The organism is Streptococcus sp. GP0011, from assembly GCF_030546305.1.
GTDB lineage: Bacteria > Bacillota > Bacilli > Lactobacillales > Streptococcaceae > Streptococcus.
Genome location: NZ_JAUONR010000008.1, coordinates 45,362 through 62,719, shown reverse-complemented (window position 1 = coordinate 62,719; position 17,358 = coordinate 45,362). Strand labels below are relative to the sequence as shown.

Sequence of the window (17,358 nt, the reverse complement as noted above, 5' to 3'; positions counted from 1 at the left end):
ACTCCTATCTATGTGTACGTGGATCACTAGCATCCGCTAGGTTTTGACCAACAACGAAGAGAGATAGGGACACCAAGATCAAGGTTGTCAACGGAATCCAGAATAAGTAAGCGTTGGTCGTAACGTTTTGTGAGTAATCTGAGATCAAACGTCCCAAACTTGGCACTGTTACAGGCAATCCCAATCCAAAGAAGGAAAGGAAGGCTTCATAAGAGATGAAGCTTGGCAACATCAAGGTCATCGTAGAAACAATAACGGATACCAATTGTGGCATGATATTTTTAACGATGATTTTAAAGGTTGGTGTCCCAAGTGTTTGAGAAGCAAGGTTGTATTCCAAGTCACGGTAACGCATGATTTGGATACGAATCATATAAGCAATCCCAATCCAAGTTGTCACACTCATGGCAAAAATCAAATTCCAGAAACCAGCACCAATTGAGTAAGTCAAGACAATGACAATCAAGAGAGACGGAATGTTTGAAATAATGTTATAAACTTCCATCATGACGCGGTCAACGGATTTTGAAATTCCCCAAATTCCACCAACAATAACCCCGATCACAAGGTTGATAAAAGTGGCAATTACAGAGATAAGAATTGAATTACGCGCACCAAACCAAACCCCGTCAAACAAGGATTTACCATTGCTATCTGTACCAAACCAATGTTCAGCATTGGGCTTGATAAAACGAGCAGAGAAGTCATTGACCTTACTTACATCGTTGAAGTCAAAATCTGAGAACATTGGGTAAATAAAGCTCATCAAGATAATGGCAACCAAAATCCCCAACATAAGGACTGTTGATTTTTTCTTTAGAAATTGTCTAAATACAGAACCCCAGTATGAATAGGCAGGGGCGTCAATTGTTTCAGAGGCAAAATCGTCACGTTTTACGAACTGAAATTTTTCTTTATCGATTGTTGACATTATTTGCCTCCTTTCTCTGTCAATTTAATACGTGGGTCAAGCATGGTCATCCAGATATCACCTACAAAGAGTGAGAAGATAGAAATACATGTGAAGATGAAGACAAGACCAACTACCATTGAGTTGTTTGATGCCTTAACAGAGTCAATCAACATTTTACCCATACCTGGGAAAGCGAAGACCGTTTCTGTCAATGTTGCACCACCGATAACCCCGATTACGGCACCAGGAATACCTGAAACCAAAGGAACCATGGCATTTTTAAAGATGTGTTTATTTGAAATTTCTTTTTCAGACAAACCTTTTGCACGAGCAAAACGAACGAAGTCCTGAGATTGCAAGTCGATCATGTAACGACGAATCCAGATAGCTGTACTTGGTGCACCCAGCAAACCTAGAATGACTGCTGGCAAGACATATGAACGCCAGTCCCCAGCTCCCAAGATAGGAAATGAATCTGGCAGACCGATAGATGATCCAATCAAGCGCACGATATAAACCAAGGCAATCGTTGGAAGTGCAAGCAAGAAGGTTAGAGCACCTGTCGAGAAGCTATCAATCCAAGTATTCTTGTGACGAGCCATGGCAGATCCAAGTGGAATCGCAATCGCATACGAAATAATCAAACCAATCAAACCAGCAACCGCTGAGCTTGCGATCATTGATGGGTATTGATAATTGCTTTCTGTAGCTGTATATGGATCGTCTTTACCATAGTTGGCTACTTCACGCGCATCTGCTTGACTTGGAGATTTGTAGGTACGAGAGTAAATATCTACAGATGAAGTCTTTTTACCTGTAGGGAATTGAACTTCTGATGTCTTAGTTTGTCCCTGACCTTGTGTGATAACTTGAAGCACTGGTGTGTTTGCATAAGTTGGGTAAGAGTCACCCAAGTTAATGTTCACAAAGTTTTGGTGTACAAATGGGAATTGATTGTTGAAATACAAAAGGTATTTATGTTTTGTACCTGAACCAACCAATGACCAACCGATAGCAGGGTCATTTTCAAAACGAAGATAACGTTGCAAGTTTGGATTTTCAGGGTCTTGAATCTTGTTTGGATGATCAATATCAATCAAGTTGGAATAGAATTTGAAAACACGTTCAAAAATTGGAATTTCACGCGTAGCATAGAATTGACCACTTTCTGAGAACACACCAAGTGTCCAACCATTTCCTAGTTGGTTGATGTATTTTTCGTAGATTGCCTTGTTGGTATCATTGGCATCTACTGTTACAGATGAGTCTATCGTGCTAGCTTTTTCTTGCAACTCCTTGGTATCGTAGTACTCGATATAGCCCATCCGCTCATAAACGGTATTTTCATAATTATCCCGCTTATCCGGCGTCGTTGCAATCTTGTTATAGTTGGTATCCTGCTTGAAAATCAATTTTCGAGGAACCATCGTATAGATAATTGTGTAGGTCAATGTTGTCACCAAGAAAATAGACAACAATGAACGCAATACACGCATAAAAATATATTTCTTCATATCGTTTCCTTTTAAAATCCCAAAAGAACCTTCTCCTCATGGAGAGAAAGTTCTCTTGAGAGTTATTTATTTAACGTGATTTGTCAATTCTTTTTGAACTTTTTCGTTTGATTCTTTTTTCTCTTTGAGCCATTTTTCACGAGCTTGTTCATAGTCAGCTTTTGTTACAACCTTGTCTTGTAACTGAATATACTTGAAGTATACGTCTGAGCCCTTATCTCCAGATTGACTGTAAGATGCAGAGAATGGGACAACACGAGAAATGATTGGTGCAGCACCACTTGATGACATAGCTGGCAAGAAGAGTGAACTATCTGTCAACCAAGCTTGGGCAGCCGCGTATTTTTCATAACGAACATTCAAGTCACTTGTTTCTTTTCCTGCTTCATCAACCAACTTATCGTATTCTTTCAAACCAACTTGAGCTGCTGCAGCATTATCTGCACCTTCATAACCCATGTATGTTTTAGTTTGTTCAGCATTCGTTGTCTTCAAGATATCAAGGTAAGTTGATGGATCTTCATAGTCTGGGTTCCATCCAACAGCACCTGAGAGATCCCAATCTTCTGCCGCAGCGCTTGCTGCATAGTATGTAATATTCTGTAGTTCATCTGTAGTGATTTGTTGGATATCGATGACTACGTTTTCTTCTCCAAGTACTGTCTCAACGGATTGTTTGAAGGATTGAATACGTGCGATATAGTTTTTAGATGTTTGGTCTACTGGGATATCCAAGTGGATAGGGAATTTCACACCTTCTGCTTCCAATGCTGTTTTAGCTTTCGCAAATTCTGCTTTGGCTTTATCGGCGTTGAAAAGTCCATCTTGACCATCCGCAAAGCTTACATTCTTCCATTCATCACCGTAAGCAGCCATCTTTTCAGTTACCAAGTCACCGAAAGTTTTTTCGCCTGCAGAGACAAAGTCTGGTTTCACAAAGAGGTTACGAACTGCAAGAGGAGCGCCTTCCTTACCATTAATTTGTGCTGAGTACGAAGTACGGTCAAAGGCAAAGTTCAAAGCCTGACGGAAGTCCTTGTTAAGAAGGGCTTTCTTAGTAGAAGTCTTCTCTTCATCAGTTGTCTTAGAAGTGTATTTGTATCCTTGACGGTCAATGTTCACACCCAAACCACCGATACCAGGTCCTGATGGATTGTAGTAGATATTGTCCTTGTAGGTCTCTTCAACTTTAGAGTAGTTCGAACTTGTAGGGAAAAGGCGAGCATAGCTATAAGCTCCACTTGTAAAGTTACGTTCAATTGATTCTTGATCAGAACCATCATAGTAAGCAAGTGTTACTTTATCAAGATGAACATTGTCTTTGTCCCAATAGTTTTCATTCTTCACAAATTCGATAGATGACTTAGCAGTCAAACCTCTCAGCAAGAATGGTCCATTGTAAAGCAATGATGTAGGGTCAGTCGCTTTACCAAAATCAGATCCTTTTGATTTTTCAAATTCTTCGTTCAATGGCCAGAAGATTGAGTAGGCCAGCTTAGAGTTCCAGTATGGTTCTGGTTTGTTCAAAGTGTATTCAAGGGTATAATCATCAACTGCTTTTACACCGACTGAAGCAAAATCTTTATTGTTTCCAGCTATATAGTCAGCTAGACCTTTAACTGAATCTTCTGCTAGATACTTAGCTGCTGATTTATTGTCAGCTGCGTGTTTCAAACCATTTACAAAGTCTTTGGCTGTTACTTCAGCATACTCTTCGCCATCAGATGTCATCCATTTGACACCTTTACGAATCTTGTAGGTATAAGTCAAACCATCTTTTGAAACGGACCAGTCTTCTGCAACTGCAGGAACTAAATTCCCATACTTGTCGTTTGTGAAAAGACCGTCGATACCATTTGAAGTGGCGACCTTAGTACTTTGTTTCCCTGAAATGAGGTAATCCAACGTTTCTGGGTCAGCTGTATAAACATAACCATAATTTTTTGGCGCTGTTGAATCAGATGATTTTGAAGAACCGCAAGCAGCTAGTACTCCTGCTGCTAATAAAGCAACACCTGCTGCAACAAATACTCTACTTTTTTTCATGTTTTTAACTCCTCTTGAAAAATTTAGGCTTATTGGAAATTATAACATATATTTTTTAAAAAGTAAACGAATTTTCAGAATATTTAGGCGCATTTCCTCAAAAAACTTCTATTTGTCAAAATTCTTGCATTCTTTGTTTGTTTCTGCAAGAAATACTTTCTAGTCTGATCTTCTTCAGAAGAGGATTTTTAAAAGCTTTTTCTCACTTCTTCGATCATCATCTGTTTTCTTAAATTGGATTTTAGAATAAGAAACTATTGACGGGAAATGATTTTCAAGGTATAATAATAAACGTTGAGGCGGTATAGCCAAGTGGTAAGGCACGGCTCTGCAAAAGCTTGATCGTCGGTTCAAATCCGTCTACCGCCTTTCAGTACCTGAATTAACAGGAATTAACCGAATGAAAAGCCCGAAAAACGGGCTTTTTTTATTTTTTCTTCAGATAAATACGGATAACTTCGAAAAACTTTTGGGGCGGATTTGGGGAAATATAAAGCAGTGACTCAAGTCACTGCTTTATTCTGTTTCTTCTTCAGGTTCTAGTTCTGTGATTTGAACTTTTACCTTGGTAACACGTCCATTTTTCACCTTATCATTGGTCAGGACAATTTGTTTGTTTTGACTGACCAGTTCATAACTGATTTTCTCAGTTGTTGGAATCGTTCCAACACCCGTCAAATAATAACCGGCGATGGTATCCACATCATCGCTTTCTAGTTCGACACCAAAGTAGTTATTGAAGTCGTTAAGATTCATGGTTCCCTGTGCAATATAGGTGTCCTCACCGATTTGATGGACTTCGATTTCTGCCCTATCGGTCTCGTCATCAATCTCACCGACAATCTCTTCTAAAAGATCTTCCAGAGTTACCAAACCAGCCATACCACCATATTCATCGAGCAAAATGGCCATTTGTCTTTGGGTATTTCGCAATTCTTTTAGCAAGTCATCCACAAAAATAGTTTCAGGAACAAAGAGTGGATCTTGTAAGATCTTCTTCCAGACAATATTTTCAAAGCCATCTGCATAGGCAGCGTTTAGCAAACGCTTGGTATGAATCAAACCAATCACATTGTCCTTATCCCCATCATAAACAGGGATACGTGAGAAATTTTGCTTTAGAATACTTTGGATAATGGTTTGACTATCATCCTGAATATCCACCATAAAGGCATCTGTCCGAGGAACCATGACTTCTCTCGCCATCAGCTCATCTAGAGAGAAGATCCCTTGTAACATCTCGATTTCGTCTGCATCCAAAGTTTCCTCACTTTTGGTCAACATGTACTCAATTTCATCTCGAGTCATTTTTTCATCCGCATCATCAAAGGTCATTGGCGTTAAACGACTCAAGAGATTGGTTGAAGCAGATAACAACCAGACAAAGGGACTGACAATTTTCCCCAAGCCAATAATGACTGGTGCGGTTCGGATGGCCAAGGTATCTTTCAGATTTAGAGCGATTCTCTTGGGATAGAGTTCCCCAAAAACAATAGAAATATAGGTCAAAAACGCTAAAGATAGAAAACTTGCAATAGCGTAAGCTGTTTCACTATTTCCTATCCAAGATGCGATTTCGCGTCCTAGAGTGTCTGCTAAACTAGCCCCTGACAAGATGGTAATTAACGTGATACCAACTTGAATTGTTGATAAAAAGTGGTTAGGATTTTCAAGTACCTTTAACAAACGAATGTAACGTTTGTCTCCCTCTTCTGCCTTTTGTTCCACTCGGGAACGGTTTAGTGACACCATCGCCATTTCAGTGGCTGAGAAAAAAGCATTTAACAAGGTCAAGATAAATAACAATACAAACTGTAGCAACAAATTCTGACTGCTCGGGTCTTCCATAGTCCTTCTCCTAAAATAGTATCTTGTGTTCCATTATATCATAAAATCGATCAGGATTCACATTATTTTTCATTTAAAGAACAACTCCCCTGCCTCTAGAAGACAAAGGAGCTGTTTTTTTATTGTATCTATTGTTTCTAATCCGTCACTGTTACTTGACCCGTTTGGTAATCAAGCTGGATTCCCTTTTGAACATTTGGAATCAGGACGTTGAATTCCAATTCGCCATCCGAAGACTTGGCTTCAATTTGTGAAGCCGATGGAACTAGGTCCTCATTTGTAGCATAGTGGAGAGTTACCCGATAACGGACTCTCTTATTCTGGTCCAAGGCTTTTCTGACCAAACTCTCATAGTAGTTCTGCCCTGTCGAATCTTCAGCCTGAGCCTGGTTGGCCCAAGCTGTCTGAACTGCAATGTTCTTGGGATTGCTGGTAGAAGCATCAAAGCCATCTAACCCACCTATCAAGGCATAACCCAATAAGTGCCCCCTATCTACTGCGTGTGTATAGGCTCCCTTTAGATTCTTGACCTGATGCCATCCTGGTGGCGTCCAGGAGGTTGAGCCGTTGCCTGTTTCTTCACGGTTCTTATACTGCCGAGTCGCTTTGGATAAGATGGCATTGGCAACAGTCGGGACTGTTTCTTTTCCAACTATCTTTGTCTTATTATCCGCATAGGGTTTGCTAGAAACCTTGGCATCTAGATTGGTTTTATTGCCATTGACAATGAAGGCCCCTGCTCCATTCCACTCGAGCCCCCCCTTGATTTGATTTTTGATTGACTCAGTTAAGACACTTTCAGCTAGCTCCTGACTGGGTGCTTCTGAAGCTTGTTTTTTCTGACTAACCTTGGTTCTAGGGCTATTTGGTACTGACTGCATCTGCTTGATGTAGTAGCTTCCAGCAGCCAAGAGTAAGAATAGAAGTAATCCTATCAGAGCTTGTCTTGTTTTTTTGTCCATTTTTCTCCTTATTTCTTTAGAAAAAGACTGGTCTCCCAGTCTAATTTCCTGTAAATTTGCTAATCAATTCCTGCCACTTTGCTGGAGACAAGATAGCCCATGGATCCTGTCCCTTTCCTAGGATTCCATAGCCTACCATCAAGCCGATTCCTAAAGCCAGAAAGCCTAGCAATAGTACGATAAAAATCAGCAATAAACGACGGAGTACATAGCGTAAGTTTTTATTCTTCTTCATCATTTGCCTCGATTCGCTGAATCTTCGCTCCTAACTGAGCTAGCTTCTCATGGAAGCGGTAATAACCTCTATCAAGGTGGACTAGTTTACCGACAACTGTTTCTCCTTGCGCCACCAAACCTGTCAAAATCAAAGCAGCACTAGCGCGAAGGTCCGTTGATAAAACTTCTGCCCCCTGTAAAGCCTGCCCCCCTACAATACGAGCTGTGTCACGGATAATCTCTGAATGCAAGCCCATACGGCGCATTTCCTCCAAGTGTTGGAAGCGATTCTCAAACACCGTTTCCACCATGGTGGATTCCCCTTTTGCGACTGTCATCAGAGCTGTAAATTGTGCCTGCATATCTGTTGGAAATCCTGGATGTGGCAAGGTTTTTACATGAACAGCCTTGAGATTTTCAAGTTGAGAACGAACACGAATACCCTCAGATTCCTCTGTCACTTCAACACCCATTTCAAGTAGTTTTGAGATTAAGGGGCGATTGTGTTCCCAGACTGCATCACGAACGAGAACATCCCCACCTGTCATAGCTGCAGCCACCATAAAGGTTCCGGCTTCGATACGGTCCTGTACGACACTGTGAGTCGTACCATGGAGTTCCTCGACACCAGTTACTGTGATTGTTTCAGTACCAGCTCCCTTGACCTTGGCTCCCATTTCATTAAGGAGAATAGCGAGGTCAACAATTTCCGGCTCACGCGCAGCATTTTCAATGACCGTCACACCATCAGCTAGAGTCGCTGCCATCATCAGGTTTTGTGTTGCACCAACACTAGGAAAGTCCATGTAGATATGAGCGCCATGCAGGCGTTCTGCCTTAGCTTCGATGTAACCAGCTGTCTGGGTGATCTTTGCCCCCATAGCTTCCAAACCTTTGAGGTGGAGGTCGATTGGACGACTCCCGATGGTACATCCCCCTGGCATAGAAACTTTGGCATGTCCTACACGAGCAAGGATTGGCCCCAAGACAACGATGGATGCGCGCATCTTGCTGACATACTTGTATGGAGCTTCCTCCGTGATATCACCAGTCGCATCAACCTCGACAACATGAGCTTCCTCATCAAAGTCCACCTTGGCATTCAGACCACGAACTACTTGATTCATGGTGAAAACATCTGACAAGATTGGGACGTTCTGCAAGACTGTCTTCCCCTTGCTTGCTAGAATAGTCGCTGCCAACAAAGGTAAGACTGCATTCTTTGCTCCCTCGATCGTTACACTCCCGACCAGACGATTATCTCCGCCTTGAACCACAATTTTTTCCATAGTTGCTTCCTTTACTTTTGATTTTATAATAGTCCTCTAAGCGCTTCTTGCCACAGTTGGTACAAACTGATAAAGAATGAACTCAAGATGTACCCCATTACCATACTAAAGAAGCCTACCAACAAACGAACCTTTTTTGTGTTAGTAGCGGTTACTTTTAAAACCTTTTCCCATCTCACAAGATCCTTCAAAAGGTAAAAACTCAAATAAATAAAGAGTATATGACTACTTAGAGTGAATAATAATTGAACCATTTGACTATTATACCATCTTATCCGCTTGCGCGCTAGTTTTCAATTTTTCTACGAATTAGGGATTGTTTTTAAGGTAATCAATCGCATCCTGCAAGGTCTTAACGGGAACGATTTTCATCTCTGTTTTGATCGTTTTAGCAGCTTCTAGGGCTGTTTCATAGTTGCTTTTCGAATTGGGATCTGCTTTTTTTGCTTCCTCAGTGACTGGATTGTCAGGAGCAAAAAAGATGTTGGCTCCCTGACGAGAGGCTGCAACTACTTTTTTGTCAATTCCACCGATGTCGCCAACATTTCCATCGCGATCAATGGTTCCCGTTCCCGCAACGACGCGACCATTACGAAGTCCTGGATCTGCTATCTGGGTGTAAATAGCTAGGCTAAACATGAGACCGGCGCTTGGCCCGCCGATACCAGCTGTTGAAAAGCGAATGGGAACATCACTGGTCACTTCCGTACGGTCAATCAAACCAATCCCAATCCCGTTTTTCCCGTTTTCGAGAGTGATAATTTTACCTTCAGCAGACTTGACTTTTCCGTCTTCTTCATAGGTTACCTTGACCGTATCCCCTAATTGTTGAGAATTAACATAGTCGACCAAGTCTTTTGAACTATCAAATGTTTTGTCATTAACAGCCGTCACGGTGTCTGCAATGTTCAGAATGCCCTTAAAAGTTGAATTGTCCGTCACAGTTAAGACATAAACTCCCAGGTACTTGAGTTCGATATCCTTTCCAGCCGTCTTCAGTCCTTGATACTTGGCCATGTTTTGAGAAGTTTGCATGTAGAACTGATTGATCCGCATAAATTCCGCATCCGTAGAGCCACCCGTAGTCTCCTTGGCACTTCTAATATCCGTGAAAGGTGTTAACCAAGCATAGACAAGATGCGACAGGGTTGCGTGTCGAATGCCGACTGTTACAAACTGGTAAGCTCCTGCTTCTGTGTCTTCTGTTTCATTGACTTTCAAAACGCGACGAATATCTTCCGCTCCACCTGGAACTTCTATGTAGTATGGTAAAGGTACTACAAAGGCTAAAAAAGTCAATACTAGTGCTAGGATGACATATAAGGGCCATCTAGTTTTTTTCTTCATGTTCTAATTCCTCCACAACACTGTTTGGGACATATTGCTGAATCTCCTGACCAAACTTCAGAAGTTCTCTCACGGCCGAAGAGCTAATATAAAGATGCTCTGGGCGACTATATAGGTAAATGGTTTCGATTTCTGGAGCCAGTTGATGATTGTAGTAGTCAAAACTAGCCTCATATTGCAAGTCGGTGGCATTTCGCAAGCCACGGACAAGGGTTTTGGCCCCCAGTCTCCTTGCAACATCGACGACTAATTGGTCGTGAGAAGCCAGGACCTCTACATTATCTAAATGCGCCACAGATTTTTCGACTGCTCGTTTGCGATTTTCAACAGGGAGAAAACCTTGTTTATGGGGATTGTAGAACACCCCGACATAGAGCTTATTAAAGAGTTTGCTGGCACGTTCAATGATATCCAGATGTCCATTTGTCATCGGATCAAATGATCCTGTAAATAATCCAATTTTATCTGACATAGACTGTCACCTTACTAATCCCATATATTTTTTCCTTCCAGATGCCTAAGCAGGCGATTTCTTCTGGAAGTTCCACAGACTTATCGGTTTCGCAGACAACCATGACCTCTTCGGAGAAAAGGTTTCTTTCTGCCATTTTTTCGATATCTGCAACGATTTGTTCCTTGGCATAGGGCGGGTCCAAAAAGACCAGGTCAAAGGGACCTTTCACTTGCTCCAAGGCCCGTTCAGCCTCCATCTTTAAGAGCTGAAATTTGGAAACTTCCTTGGTCATTTGGATATTTTCAGCGATGATAGCTTGTGCCTTTCGATCCCGTTCCACTAAGACAGCACTGGACATCCCTCTTGACACAGCTTCAATAGACAGACCGCCACTGCCAGCATAGAGATCCAAGACACGACCACCCTCAAAATAGGGACCTATCATGTTAAAGATAGCTCCACGCACCTTATCTGATGTCGGCCTCGTCGTCTTGCCTTCTAGCGTCTTGAGGGGACGCCCTCCGTAGATTCCTGATACGATTTTCATACCGTTTATTATACCAAATTATAGGCAAAAAGAGAAAGAAAACCGAACCTTGCGGTTCGATTCTCTACAAAATATTTTCGTAAGTATCGCGAACTTCTTGAGGCCAAACACTGGTCTGAACCTCTCCGATGTGTTTCTTACGAAGAAGGAACATGGCCATCCGAGACTGTCCGATACCTCCACCAATTGTCAGTGGGAAAAGGCCGTTAAGCAGAGCTTTATGCCATTCCAGCTCAAGACGATCTTCGTCTCCTGTAAGAGCCACTTGGCGACGAAGGGTATCCTCATCTACCCGAATCCCCATTGATGAAAGTTCAAAGGCACAACCAAGAGATTCGTTCCAAACGAGAATATCGCCATTCAACCCCTTGTAGCCATTTTCAGACTCTGTTGTCCAGTCATCGTAGTCAGGTGCGCGGCCGTCATGAGGTTTGCCATCAGGCAACTCGCCACCGATACCAATCAAGAAGACTGCACCAAACTCTTTACAGATCGCATTTTCACGCTCTTTTGGTGTCAAGTCTGGGTAACGTTCTACCAACTCTTCTGTATGGATAAAGGTGATTTGTTTTGGCAAGATGGATTCGATATCATAGCGGGCTTCTACTGCTAGCTCTGTCAGACGAATAGCCTTGTAAATCTTTTCAACTGTTTCTTTAAGATAGGCGATATTGCGTTGACCATTTGGGATAACCTTCTCCCAATCCCACTGGTCCACATAAACAGAGTGAGTCGCATCGAGCGAATCTTCGTCTGGACGAAGGGCCTTCATATGAACAAACAGACCTTCACCTTCACCAAAACCAAAGCGAGCTAAGGTGTGGCGTTTCCATTTGGCAAGTGAGTGAACGACTTCATAGGTTTCATCTGGAATCTGCAAAACCTTGACAGATACTGGATTTTCGACACCTGACAGGTTGTCCTGCATCCCATCTCCGACCTTGCTCAAGATAGGACCTTGAACTTCAACAACTTCTAACTTATCTTTCAAATACTGGGTAAAAGTGTTTTTGACAAAGGAAATTTCTTCTTGTTGATGAATAAAACTTTTCTTCATAAACAGCTCCTCAAAAATTAGTTAAAAGCATTATACACCTATTTCCAAGAAAAGAAAAGAGTAAATAAGAAAAAGTCAGTGCTCTTTTGAACACTGACTCTGTCATTCATTAATCGTTTCGACCAAAGATACGTAAGATGCTAAGGAAGAGGTTGATAAAGTCTAGGTAGATGCTGAGCGCCATTGAGATGACCCAACCTGTCGCTACTTGTCCTCGTGACTGCTCATAAACATAGCGAATCTTTTGGTTATCCCAAGCAATCAAACCTGAGAAGACCAAGACCATGGCAATACTAATCATGTAGTCAAAGAAGCTATTGGCTAAAAATAGATTCACAACCATAGCAATGATGAGACCAACAAGCGCCGCCATCAAAGCTCGTCCCATTCCACTCAAGTCTTTCTTAGTGAAAATTCCGATTGCCGCCATGACAAAGAAGAGAAGGGCACTGGATACAAAGGCTGATAAGACGGTCCCAGGTGTATAGAAGGCTACGACAAAGCTGAGCGTAAAGCCATTTAAAACAGAATAAACTAAAAATACTGGGAGAGCTGCTGGGCTATTTTTTGCAGCCATGCTACTTGCAACAAAGACTAGAGCAAGTTCTGCAAAAGTTGCAATCATCAACCAGAGACGACCATGCATCAAAAAGTAGATCAATTGAGACTGAAAAACTGTCAACATCAAAGCTGACACGAGAGCTGATAGACCAATCCCAAGTCCCACAAAAGCATAAACCTTAGCGTAAAATTGATTAAGACCTGAACGTTCTTGAATAATTGTTTGATTCATTCCGATTCTCCTTTTTCTATAAATATGTCTTGATTATAACAAAGATTTTATAAATTAGCTGAAAAAAAACATCAAAACGCCTGCTGCAACTGCCACATTGAGACTTTCTGCTCGGCCTTTCATGCCAATGTGAACCAGCTGATCAGCACTCTCAGCCATGATAGAACTAATCCCCTGTCCTTCATTTCCCATGACTAAAGCAAAGTTTTCTAAAGGAGAAAGCTCACGATAGTCCTTGGATTCTTTGGATAAGGTCGTTGCTAGAATGGGCAAATTGCTCTTCTTTGCCTCTTCTACAAAGTCAGCAGGAGTCATCCGATAGATGGGCAAGTGAAAATGACCTCCTTGCATGGAACGTAAGGTCTTGAGACTGTATAAATCTGCTGACTTGTCTGAAACAATGACCCCTGTAAAACCTGCAGCGTCCGCAGTCCGAATCATGGTACCCACATTACCAGGATCTTGGACATCTTCTAAAAATAGAAACTTACCTTGACTAAAATCAGGCAGACCCACTTCTTCTTTTTGAAGAACAGCGACAATGCCTTGAGGGGTTTGCGTATCGGCTAAATCTCGCAAAATCTCCTCTGAAACCCAGACCGTTTGAGGAAAAGCAGCTAACTGATCTTGGTAACTTTCCAGAGCAAAAATCTTCTCAATCCTCACTCCAGCTTGAACAGCTTCTTCAAATAAGTGCCAACCTTCAATCAAATAGGCAGACTTTCGATATTTTTTTTGATGCAATTTCTTGGCATTTTTTACCACTGAATTGGCTTTTGAGGTTATAATAGTCATAGAAATATTATAACACAATCAAAGGGGTTTAGTATGCAAAAGGTTAGAATGATTGCCCAAGGCAGGGTACAGGGTGTTGGTTTTCGTTGGGGTGTGGTTACTCTAGCGCTTGAAATCGGTGGCATCACTGGTCGTGTATGGAATAACGACGACGGCACAGTGGAAATTCTCGCTCAGGCAGAGTCTTCTGCCACTATGGCAAAATTTATCCAAGAAATCCGTAAAGGCCCAACGCCCTTTTCAAAAGTCACCTATCTGGATGTGCAGATGAGCAACTTTTCATCCTATTCAGACTTCAAAGTTGCAAATTAGGTCTCCAGAACTATTGTATATTTTACAAAAAAACAGTAGAATAGAAAGGTATAATTTTTAAAGAAGGAATGAAAACATTGAAATCTATTAAACGTTTTGCCCTCTCTGCTATGGGAGTGGCTATGCTACTCGTCTTGACAGGCTGTGTCCAAGTAGACAAAGCAACAGGTAAGCCAGTTGGTCCCGTTTGGGATTTCTTGGGTGCTCCGATGGGAGAAGCTATCAAGTACTTCGCTACTGATAAAGGACTAGGCTTCGGGGTCGCTATCATTATCGTAACCATTATCGTGCGCTTGATTATCTTGCCACTTGGTATCTACCAATCATGGAAGGCGACACTTCACTCTGAAAAGATGAATGCCCTCAAACACGTACTCGAACCACACCAAACACGTCTCAAAGAAGCAACAACTCAGGAAGAAAAACTTGAGGCTCAACAAGCTCTCTTTGCTGCTCAGAAAGAACACGGTATTAGCATGTTCGGTGGAGTAGGATGTTTCCCTATCCTCATTCAAATGCCTTTCTTCTCTGCTATCTACTTTGCAGCCCAATACACTGATGGAGTAGCTAGCTCTACCTTCTTGGGTATCGATCTTGGTTCACCAAGTCTGCTCCTTGTCGCTTTCGCTGGTATCCTCTACTACCTCCAATCACTTCTCTCACTTCATGGAGTAGAAGACGAGATGCAAAGAGAACAACTTAAGAAAATGATCTACATGAGCCCTCTCATGATTGTCGTCTTCTCCTTCTTCTCACCAGCCAGTGTGACGCTTTACTGGGTTGTCGGTGGTTTCATGATGATTCTCCAACAGTTCATCGTTAACTATGTTGTCCGTCCAAAACTCCGCAAAAAAGTTCGTGAAGAATTTGCCAAAAATCCCCCAAAAGCAAGTTCATTTTCAACTGGAGGCGGACGCAAAGATGTCACTCCAAACCAAGCAACTGCGATCATGACCAATAAGAAACATAAAAAACGCAATGCTGGTAAACAACATTCTAGAAAATAAGAAAAAGGCTTAGCTGAGAGGCTAAGTCTTTTTGCATCACAAAAGCCCGATGTCTCCATCAGGCTTCTTTTTTATCCATGAACACGTTTCATGTAATCTTGGTAACTTTCTGTATCCATCAATTCCTTGGCATTCTTGACACGGTCTGCTGTTGGAGGTTTGACCCCTTCAAGCGAATAAGGAATCCCAAGTTCACGCCACTTGAATTCTCCCATCGTATGATAAGGTAGGATTTCAAACTTGTCAACGTTTTTGAGGGTTTTTACGAACTTCCCAAGTTCAATCAAATCTTCATCACGGTCTGTCAATCCTGGTACGAGAACGTGGCGAATCCAAACAGGCTTCCCGATATCTGATAGGTACTGGGCACAGGCCAAGATGTTTTTATTGGTTTGGCTTGTGACAATCTTGTGCTGTTCTTCGTTGATTTCCTTGATATCCAGGAGAACCAAGTCTGTCACCGCCATGAGTTTATTAAACTTTTCGAGATAACGTGGTTTGTTACGGAACGGAAGGGCACAGGTATCCAAGGTACAGTGGATTCCTTTTTCCTTAGCCTTGGTAAAGAGAGCAATTAGGAAATCAATCTGTAAGAGAGCTTCTCCTCCACTAACAGTGATTCCTCCCTTGTCTCCCCAGAAGCCACGGTAGCGAAGGGCTTCTGTCAAGACATCGTCTACTGTCCGTTCGCGTGATTTATTGGTCTCCATAGCCCATGTGTCGGGGTTATGACAGTATTGGCAACGCATGTGACAGCCCTGCAAAAAGACAATGAAACGAATCCCAGGGCCATCTACCGCCCCAAAACTCTCTGTCGAATGCACCATTCCTGTCACTTGTCCATAGTCAATTGTTTCTTCAGACATATCGTCACCTTCCTTGAAACCGTTTTATAGTTTTATTATATCATGAGTAAGGTGAAAAACAAGGTTTTTTTGTCTATTTTTTAGAAAGCAATCTGTTTTTCACTTTCATTTTCAATTTCTTTTACTGATCCGATTCAAAATCAAAACCATACAAGGTTGCAAAATAGTCCTCAGGGCGCTCTGCACGGCGGATTTGGCGGGCTTTTCCTTCTTCGGTATAGAGGATTTCTGCCGAGCGTAGTTTGGCATTGTACTGGTAACCCATGGAGAATCCATGTGCACCTGTATCATGAATCACTAGCAAATCACCGATTTCTGTATGAGGTAGCTCGCGATTCACTGCAAATTTATCATTGTTTTCACAGAGTGAACCAACCACATCTACCACCTCAATAGGTCCATCTGGATGGGTCAGATTGGTGATATGGTGGTAGGCTCCATACATGGCTGGACGCATGAGGTTGACTGCTGATGCATCCACACCCAGATAGGTACGATAGGTTTTTTTCTTATGAGTGACTCTTGTGACGAGAGCTCCGTGAGGGGCTAACATAAAGCGGCCCAATTCGGTGAAAATCTTAACCTGACCAAGTCCTGCTGGTGTAAGAACTTCTTCATAAACCTTACGCACTCCTTCACCAATCACAGCGATGTCATTTGGCTCCTGGTCTGGGTGATAGTTGACACCAATACCGCCGGAAAGATTGATAAAGTCTAGCGAAATACCCAACTTTTCCTTGATTTCAACAGCCAATTCAAAAAGCTGACGCGCCAACTCTGGGTAGTAGAGATGAGTCACGGTATTGGATGCTAGGAAAGAGTGAATCCCAAATGTCTTGGCTCCTTTTTCTTTCAAGATGGCAAAGGCTTCAAAAAGCTGGTCCTTGGTCATCCCAAACTTGGCCTCCCCAGGATTGTCCATGATGTCTGTTCCTAGCTCAAAAACGCCTCCAGGATTGTAACGACAAGAGATGGTTTCTGGAATGCCTGCCACTCGCTCCAGATGTTCAATGTCTTCAAAGGCATCCAAGTTAATGGTTGCGCCCAATTCACGCGCATAAGCGTACTCTTGGTCTGGCGTATTGTTTGAAGAGAACATGATCTCAGAACCGGGGAAATCCAGTTTGTGGCTCATCAAGAGCTCTACATAACTAGAACAGTCCACACCACAACCTTCCTCTTGGAGGATTTTCAAGATGGCTGGAGTTGGAGTAGCCTTAACTGCAAAATATTCTTTGAATCCCTTATTCCAAGAAAAGGCCTGGTTGACGGCTCTTGCTTTTTCACGAATCCCCTTCTCGTCATATAAGTGAAAGGGAGTCGGGAACTCTGCAACAATTGTTTCTAAATCTTCACGGCTGATAAATGGTGTTTTCATAAGCATCCTTCTAT

General features: G+C 42.2%; 18 protein-coding genes and 1 tRNA gene. 3 read left to right on the top strand and 16 right to left on the bottom strand.

Annotated elements, in window-relative coordinates; translation table 11 throughout:
- Positions 1-4 precede the first annotated feature (4 nt).
- The 3 genes from oppC to Q4443_RS08835 all read right to left on the bottom strand — a co-directional run bounded on the left by oppC (position 5) and on the right by Q4443_RS08835 (position 4,473).
- A complete protein-coding gene (oppC, locus tag Q4443_RS08845) occupies positions 5-931 on the bottom strand; it encodes an oligopeptide ABC transporter permease OppC (RefSeq protein WP_303408303.1) in 927 nt (308 codons plus the stop codon).
- Positions 931-2,427, bottom strand: a complete 1,497-nt coding sequence (locus Q4443_RS08840; protein WP_000759885.1) for an ABC transporter permease — start codon at positions 2,425-2,427, stop codon at positions 931-933. Before Q4443_RS08840 ends, oppC begins: the two co-directional genes overlap by 1 nt.
- A gap of 66 nt (positions 2,428-2,493) precedes the next feature.
- Positions 2,494-4,473 (bottom strand): peptide ABC transporter substrate-binding protein, encoded by a 1,980-nt coding sequence (locus Q4443_RS08835; RefSeq protein WP_000749710.1) that lies wholly within the window; start codon positions 4,471-4,473, stop codon positions 2,494-2,496.
- Positions 4,474-4,771: 298 nt separating this feature from the next.
- Here Q4443_RS08835 and Q4443_RS08830 point away from each other — a divergent pair.
- Positions 4,772-4,842, top strand: a tRNA-Cys gene (locus Q4443_RS08830).
- Between the two features lie 147 nt (positions 4,843-4,989).
- Here Q4443_RS08830 and Q4443_RS08825 read toward each other — a convergent pair.
- The 11 genes from Q4443_RS08825 to Q4443_RS08775 form a co-directional block, all read right to left on the bottom strand.
- The gene (locus Q4443_RS08825; protein WP_000390014.1) at positions 4,990-6,321 is read right to left on the bottom strand and encodes a hemolysin family protein; all 1,332 of its coding nucleotides are present in this window, start codon (positions 6,319-6,321) and stop codon (positions 4,990-4,992) included.
- Between the two features lie 137 nt (positions 6,322-6,458).
- Positions 6,459-7,283 (bottom strand): DNA/RNA non-specific endonuclease, encoded by an 825-nt coding sequence (locus Q4443_RS08820; protein ID WP_000359005.1) that lies wholly within the window; start codon positions 7,281-7,283, stop codon positions 6,459-6,461.
- A 40-nt stretch (positions 7,284-7,323) separates the two neighbouring features.
- A complete protein-coding gene (locus tag Q4443_RS08815) occupies positions 7,324-7,518 on the bottom strand; it encodes a DNA-directed RNA polymerase subunit beta (RefSeq protein ID WP_000739701.1) in 195 nt (64 codons plus the stop codon).
- The gene (murA, locus tag Q4443_RS08810) at positions 7,505-8,788 is read right to left on the bottom strand and encodes a UDP-N-acetylglucosamine 1-carboxyvinyltransferase (protein ID WP_000411920.1); all 1,284 of its coding nucleotides are present in this window, start codon (positions 8,786-8,788) and stop codon (positions 7,505-7,507) included. The genes Q4443_RS08815 and murA overlap by 14 nt, the downstream gene beginning before the upstream one ends.
- 23 nt (positions 8,789-8,811) lie before the next feature.
- Positions 8,812-9,042: a DUF1146 family protein gene (locus Q4443_RS08805; RefSeq protein WP_008276638.1), complete on the bottom strand. Its 231-nt coding sequence runs from the start codon at positions 9,040-9,042 to the stop codon at positions 8,812-8,814.
- 55 nt (positions 9,043-9,097) lie between these two features.
- Entirely contained in the window at positions 9,098-10,135 is a 1,038-nt protein-coding gene (locus Q4443_RS08800) for a SepM family pheromone-processing serine protease (RefSeq protein ID WP_000730773.1), read from the bottom strand.
- The gene (gene coaD, locus Q4443_RS08795) at positions 10,119-10,607 is read right to left on the bottom strand and encodes a pantetheine-phosphate adenylyltransferase (protein ID WP_001280722.1); all 489 of its coding nucleotides are present in this window, start codon (positions 10,605-10,607) and stop codon (positions 10,119-10,121) included. Before coaD ends, Q4443_RS08800 begins: the two co-directional genes overlap by 17 nt.
- The gene (gene rsmD / locus Q4443_RS08790) at positions 10,597-11,136 is read right to left on the bottom strand and encodes a 16S rRNA (guanine(966)-N(2))-methyltransferase RsmD (RefSeq protein WP_303408302.1); all 540 of its coding nucleotides are present in this window, start codon (positions 11,134-11,136) and stop codon (positions 10,597-10,599) included. Before rsmD ends, coaD begins: the two co-directional genes overlap by 11 nt.
- Before the next feature lie 64 nt (positions 11,137-11,200).
- Complete coding sequence (gene asnA / locus Q4443_RS08785) at positions 11,201-12,193, bottom strand: aspartate--ammonia ligase (protein WP_000747998.1); 993 nt, start codon at positions 12,191-12,193, stop codon at positions 11,201-11,203.
- 109 nt (positions 12,194-12,302) lie between these two features.
- Complete coding sequence (locus Q4443_RS08780; protein WP_001076865.1) at positions 12,303-12,986, bottom strand: Bax inhibitor-1/YccA family protein; 684 nt, start codon at positions 12,984-12,986, stop codon at positions 12,303-12,305.
- Positions 12,987-13,040: 54 nt separating this feature from the next.
- The gene (locus tag Q4443_RS08775; RefSeq protein ID WP_049519758.1) at positions 13,041-13,781 is read right to left on the bottom strand and encodes an RNA methyltransferase; all 741 of its coding nucleotides are present in this window, start codon (positions 13,779-13,781) and stop codon (positions 13,041-13,043) included.
- A 33-nt stretch (positions 13,782-13,814) separates the two neighbouring features.
- On the opposite strand from Q4443_RS08775, the gene Q4443_RS08770 reads away from it, so the two are divergent.
- Together Q4443_RS08770 and yidC are read left to right on the top strand one after the other, a co-directional pair.
- Positions 13,815-14,093, top strand: coding sequence for an acylphosphatase (locus tag Q4443_RS08770; RefSeq protein ID WP_001174610.1), 279 nt, complete (start codon positions 13,815-13,817; stop codon positions 14,091-14,093).
- A 77-nt stretch (positions 14,094-14,170) separates the two neighbouring features.
- Entirely contained in the window at positions 14,171-15,100 is a 930-nt protein-coding gene (gene yidC, locus Q4443_RS08765; RefSeq protein ID WP_049519792.1) for a membrane protein insertase YidC, read from the top strand.
- Between the two features lie 71 nt (positions 15,101-15,171).
- On the opposite strand, the gene pflA is transcribed toward yidC, so the two are convergent.
- On the bottom strand, positions 15,172-15,966 hold the full coding sequence (gene pflA / locus Q4443_RS08760; RefSeq protein ID WP_001288281.1) for a pyruvate formate-lyase-activating protein: 795 nt from the start codon (positions 15,964-15,966) through the stop codon (positions 15,172-15,174).
- A 121-nt stretch (positions 15,967-16,087) separates the two neighbouring features.
- Positions 16,088-17,344, bottom strand: a complete 1,257-nt coding sequence (locus Q4443_RS08755) for a diaminopimelate decarboxylase (protein WP_049519759.1) — start codon at positions 17,342-17,344, stop codon at positions 16,088-16,090.
- Positions 17,345-17,358 lie beyond the last annotated feature (14 nt).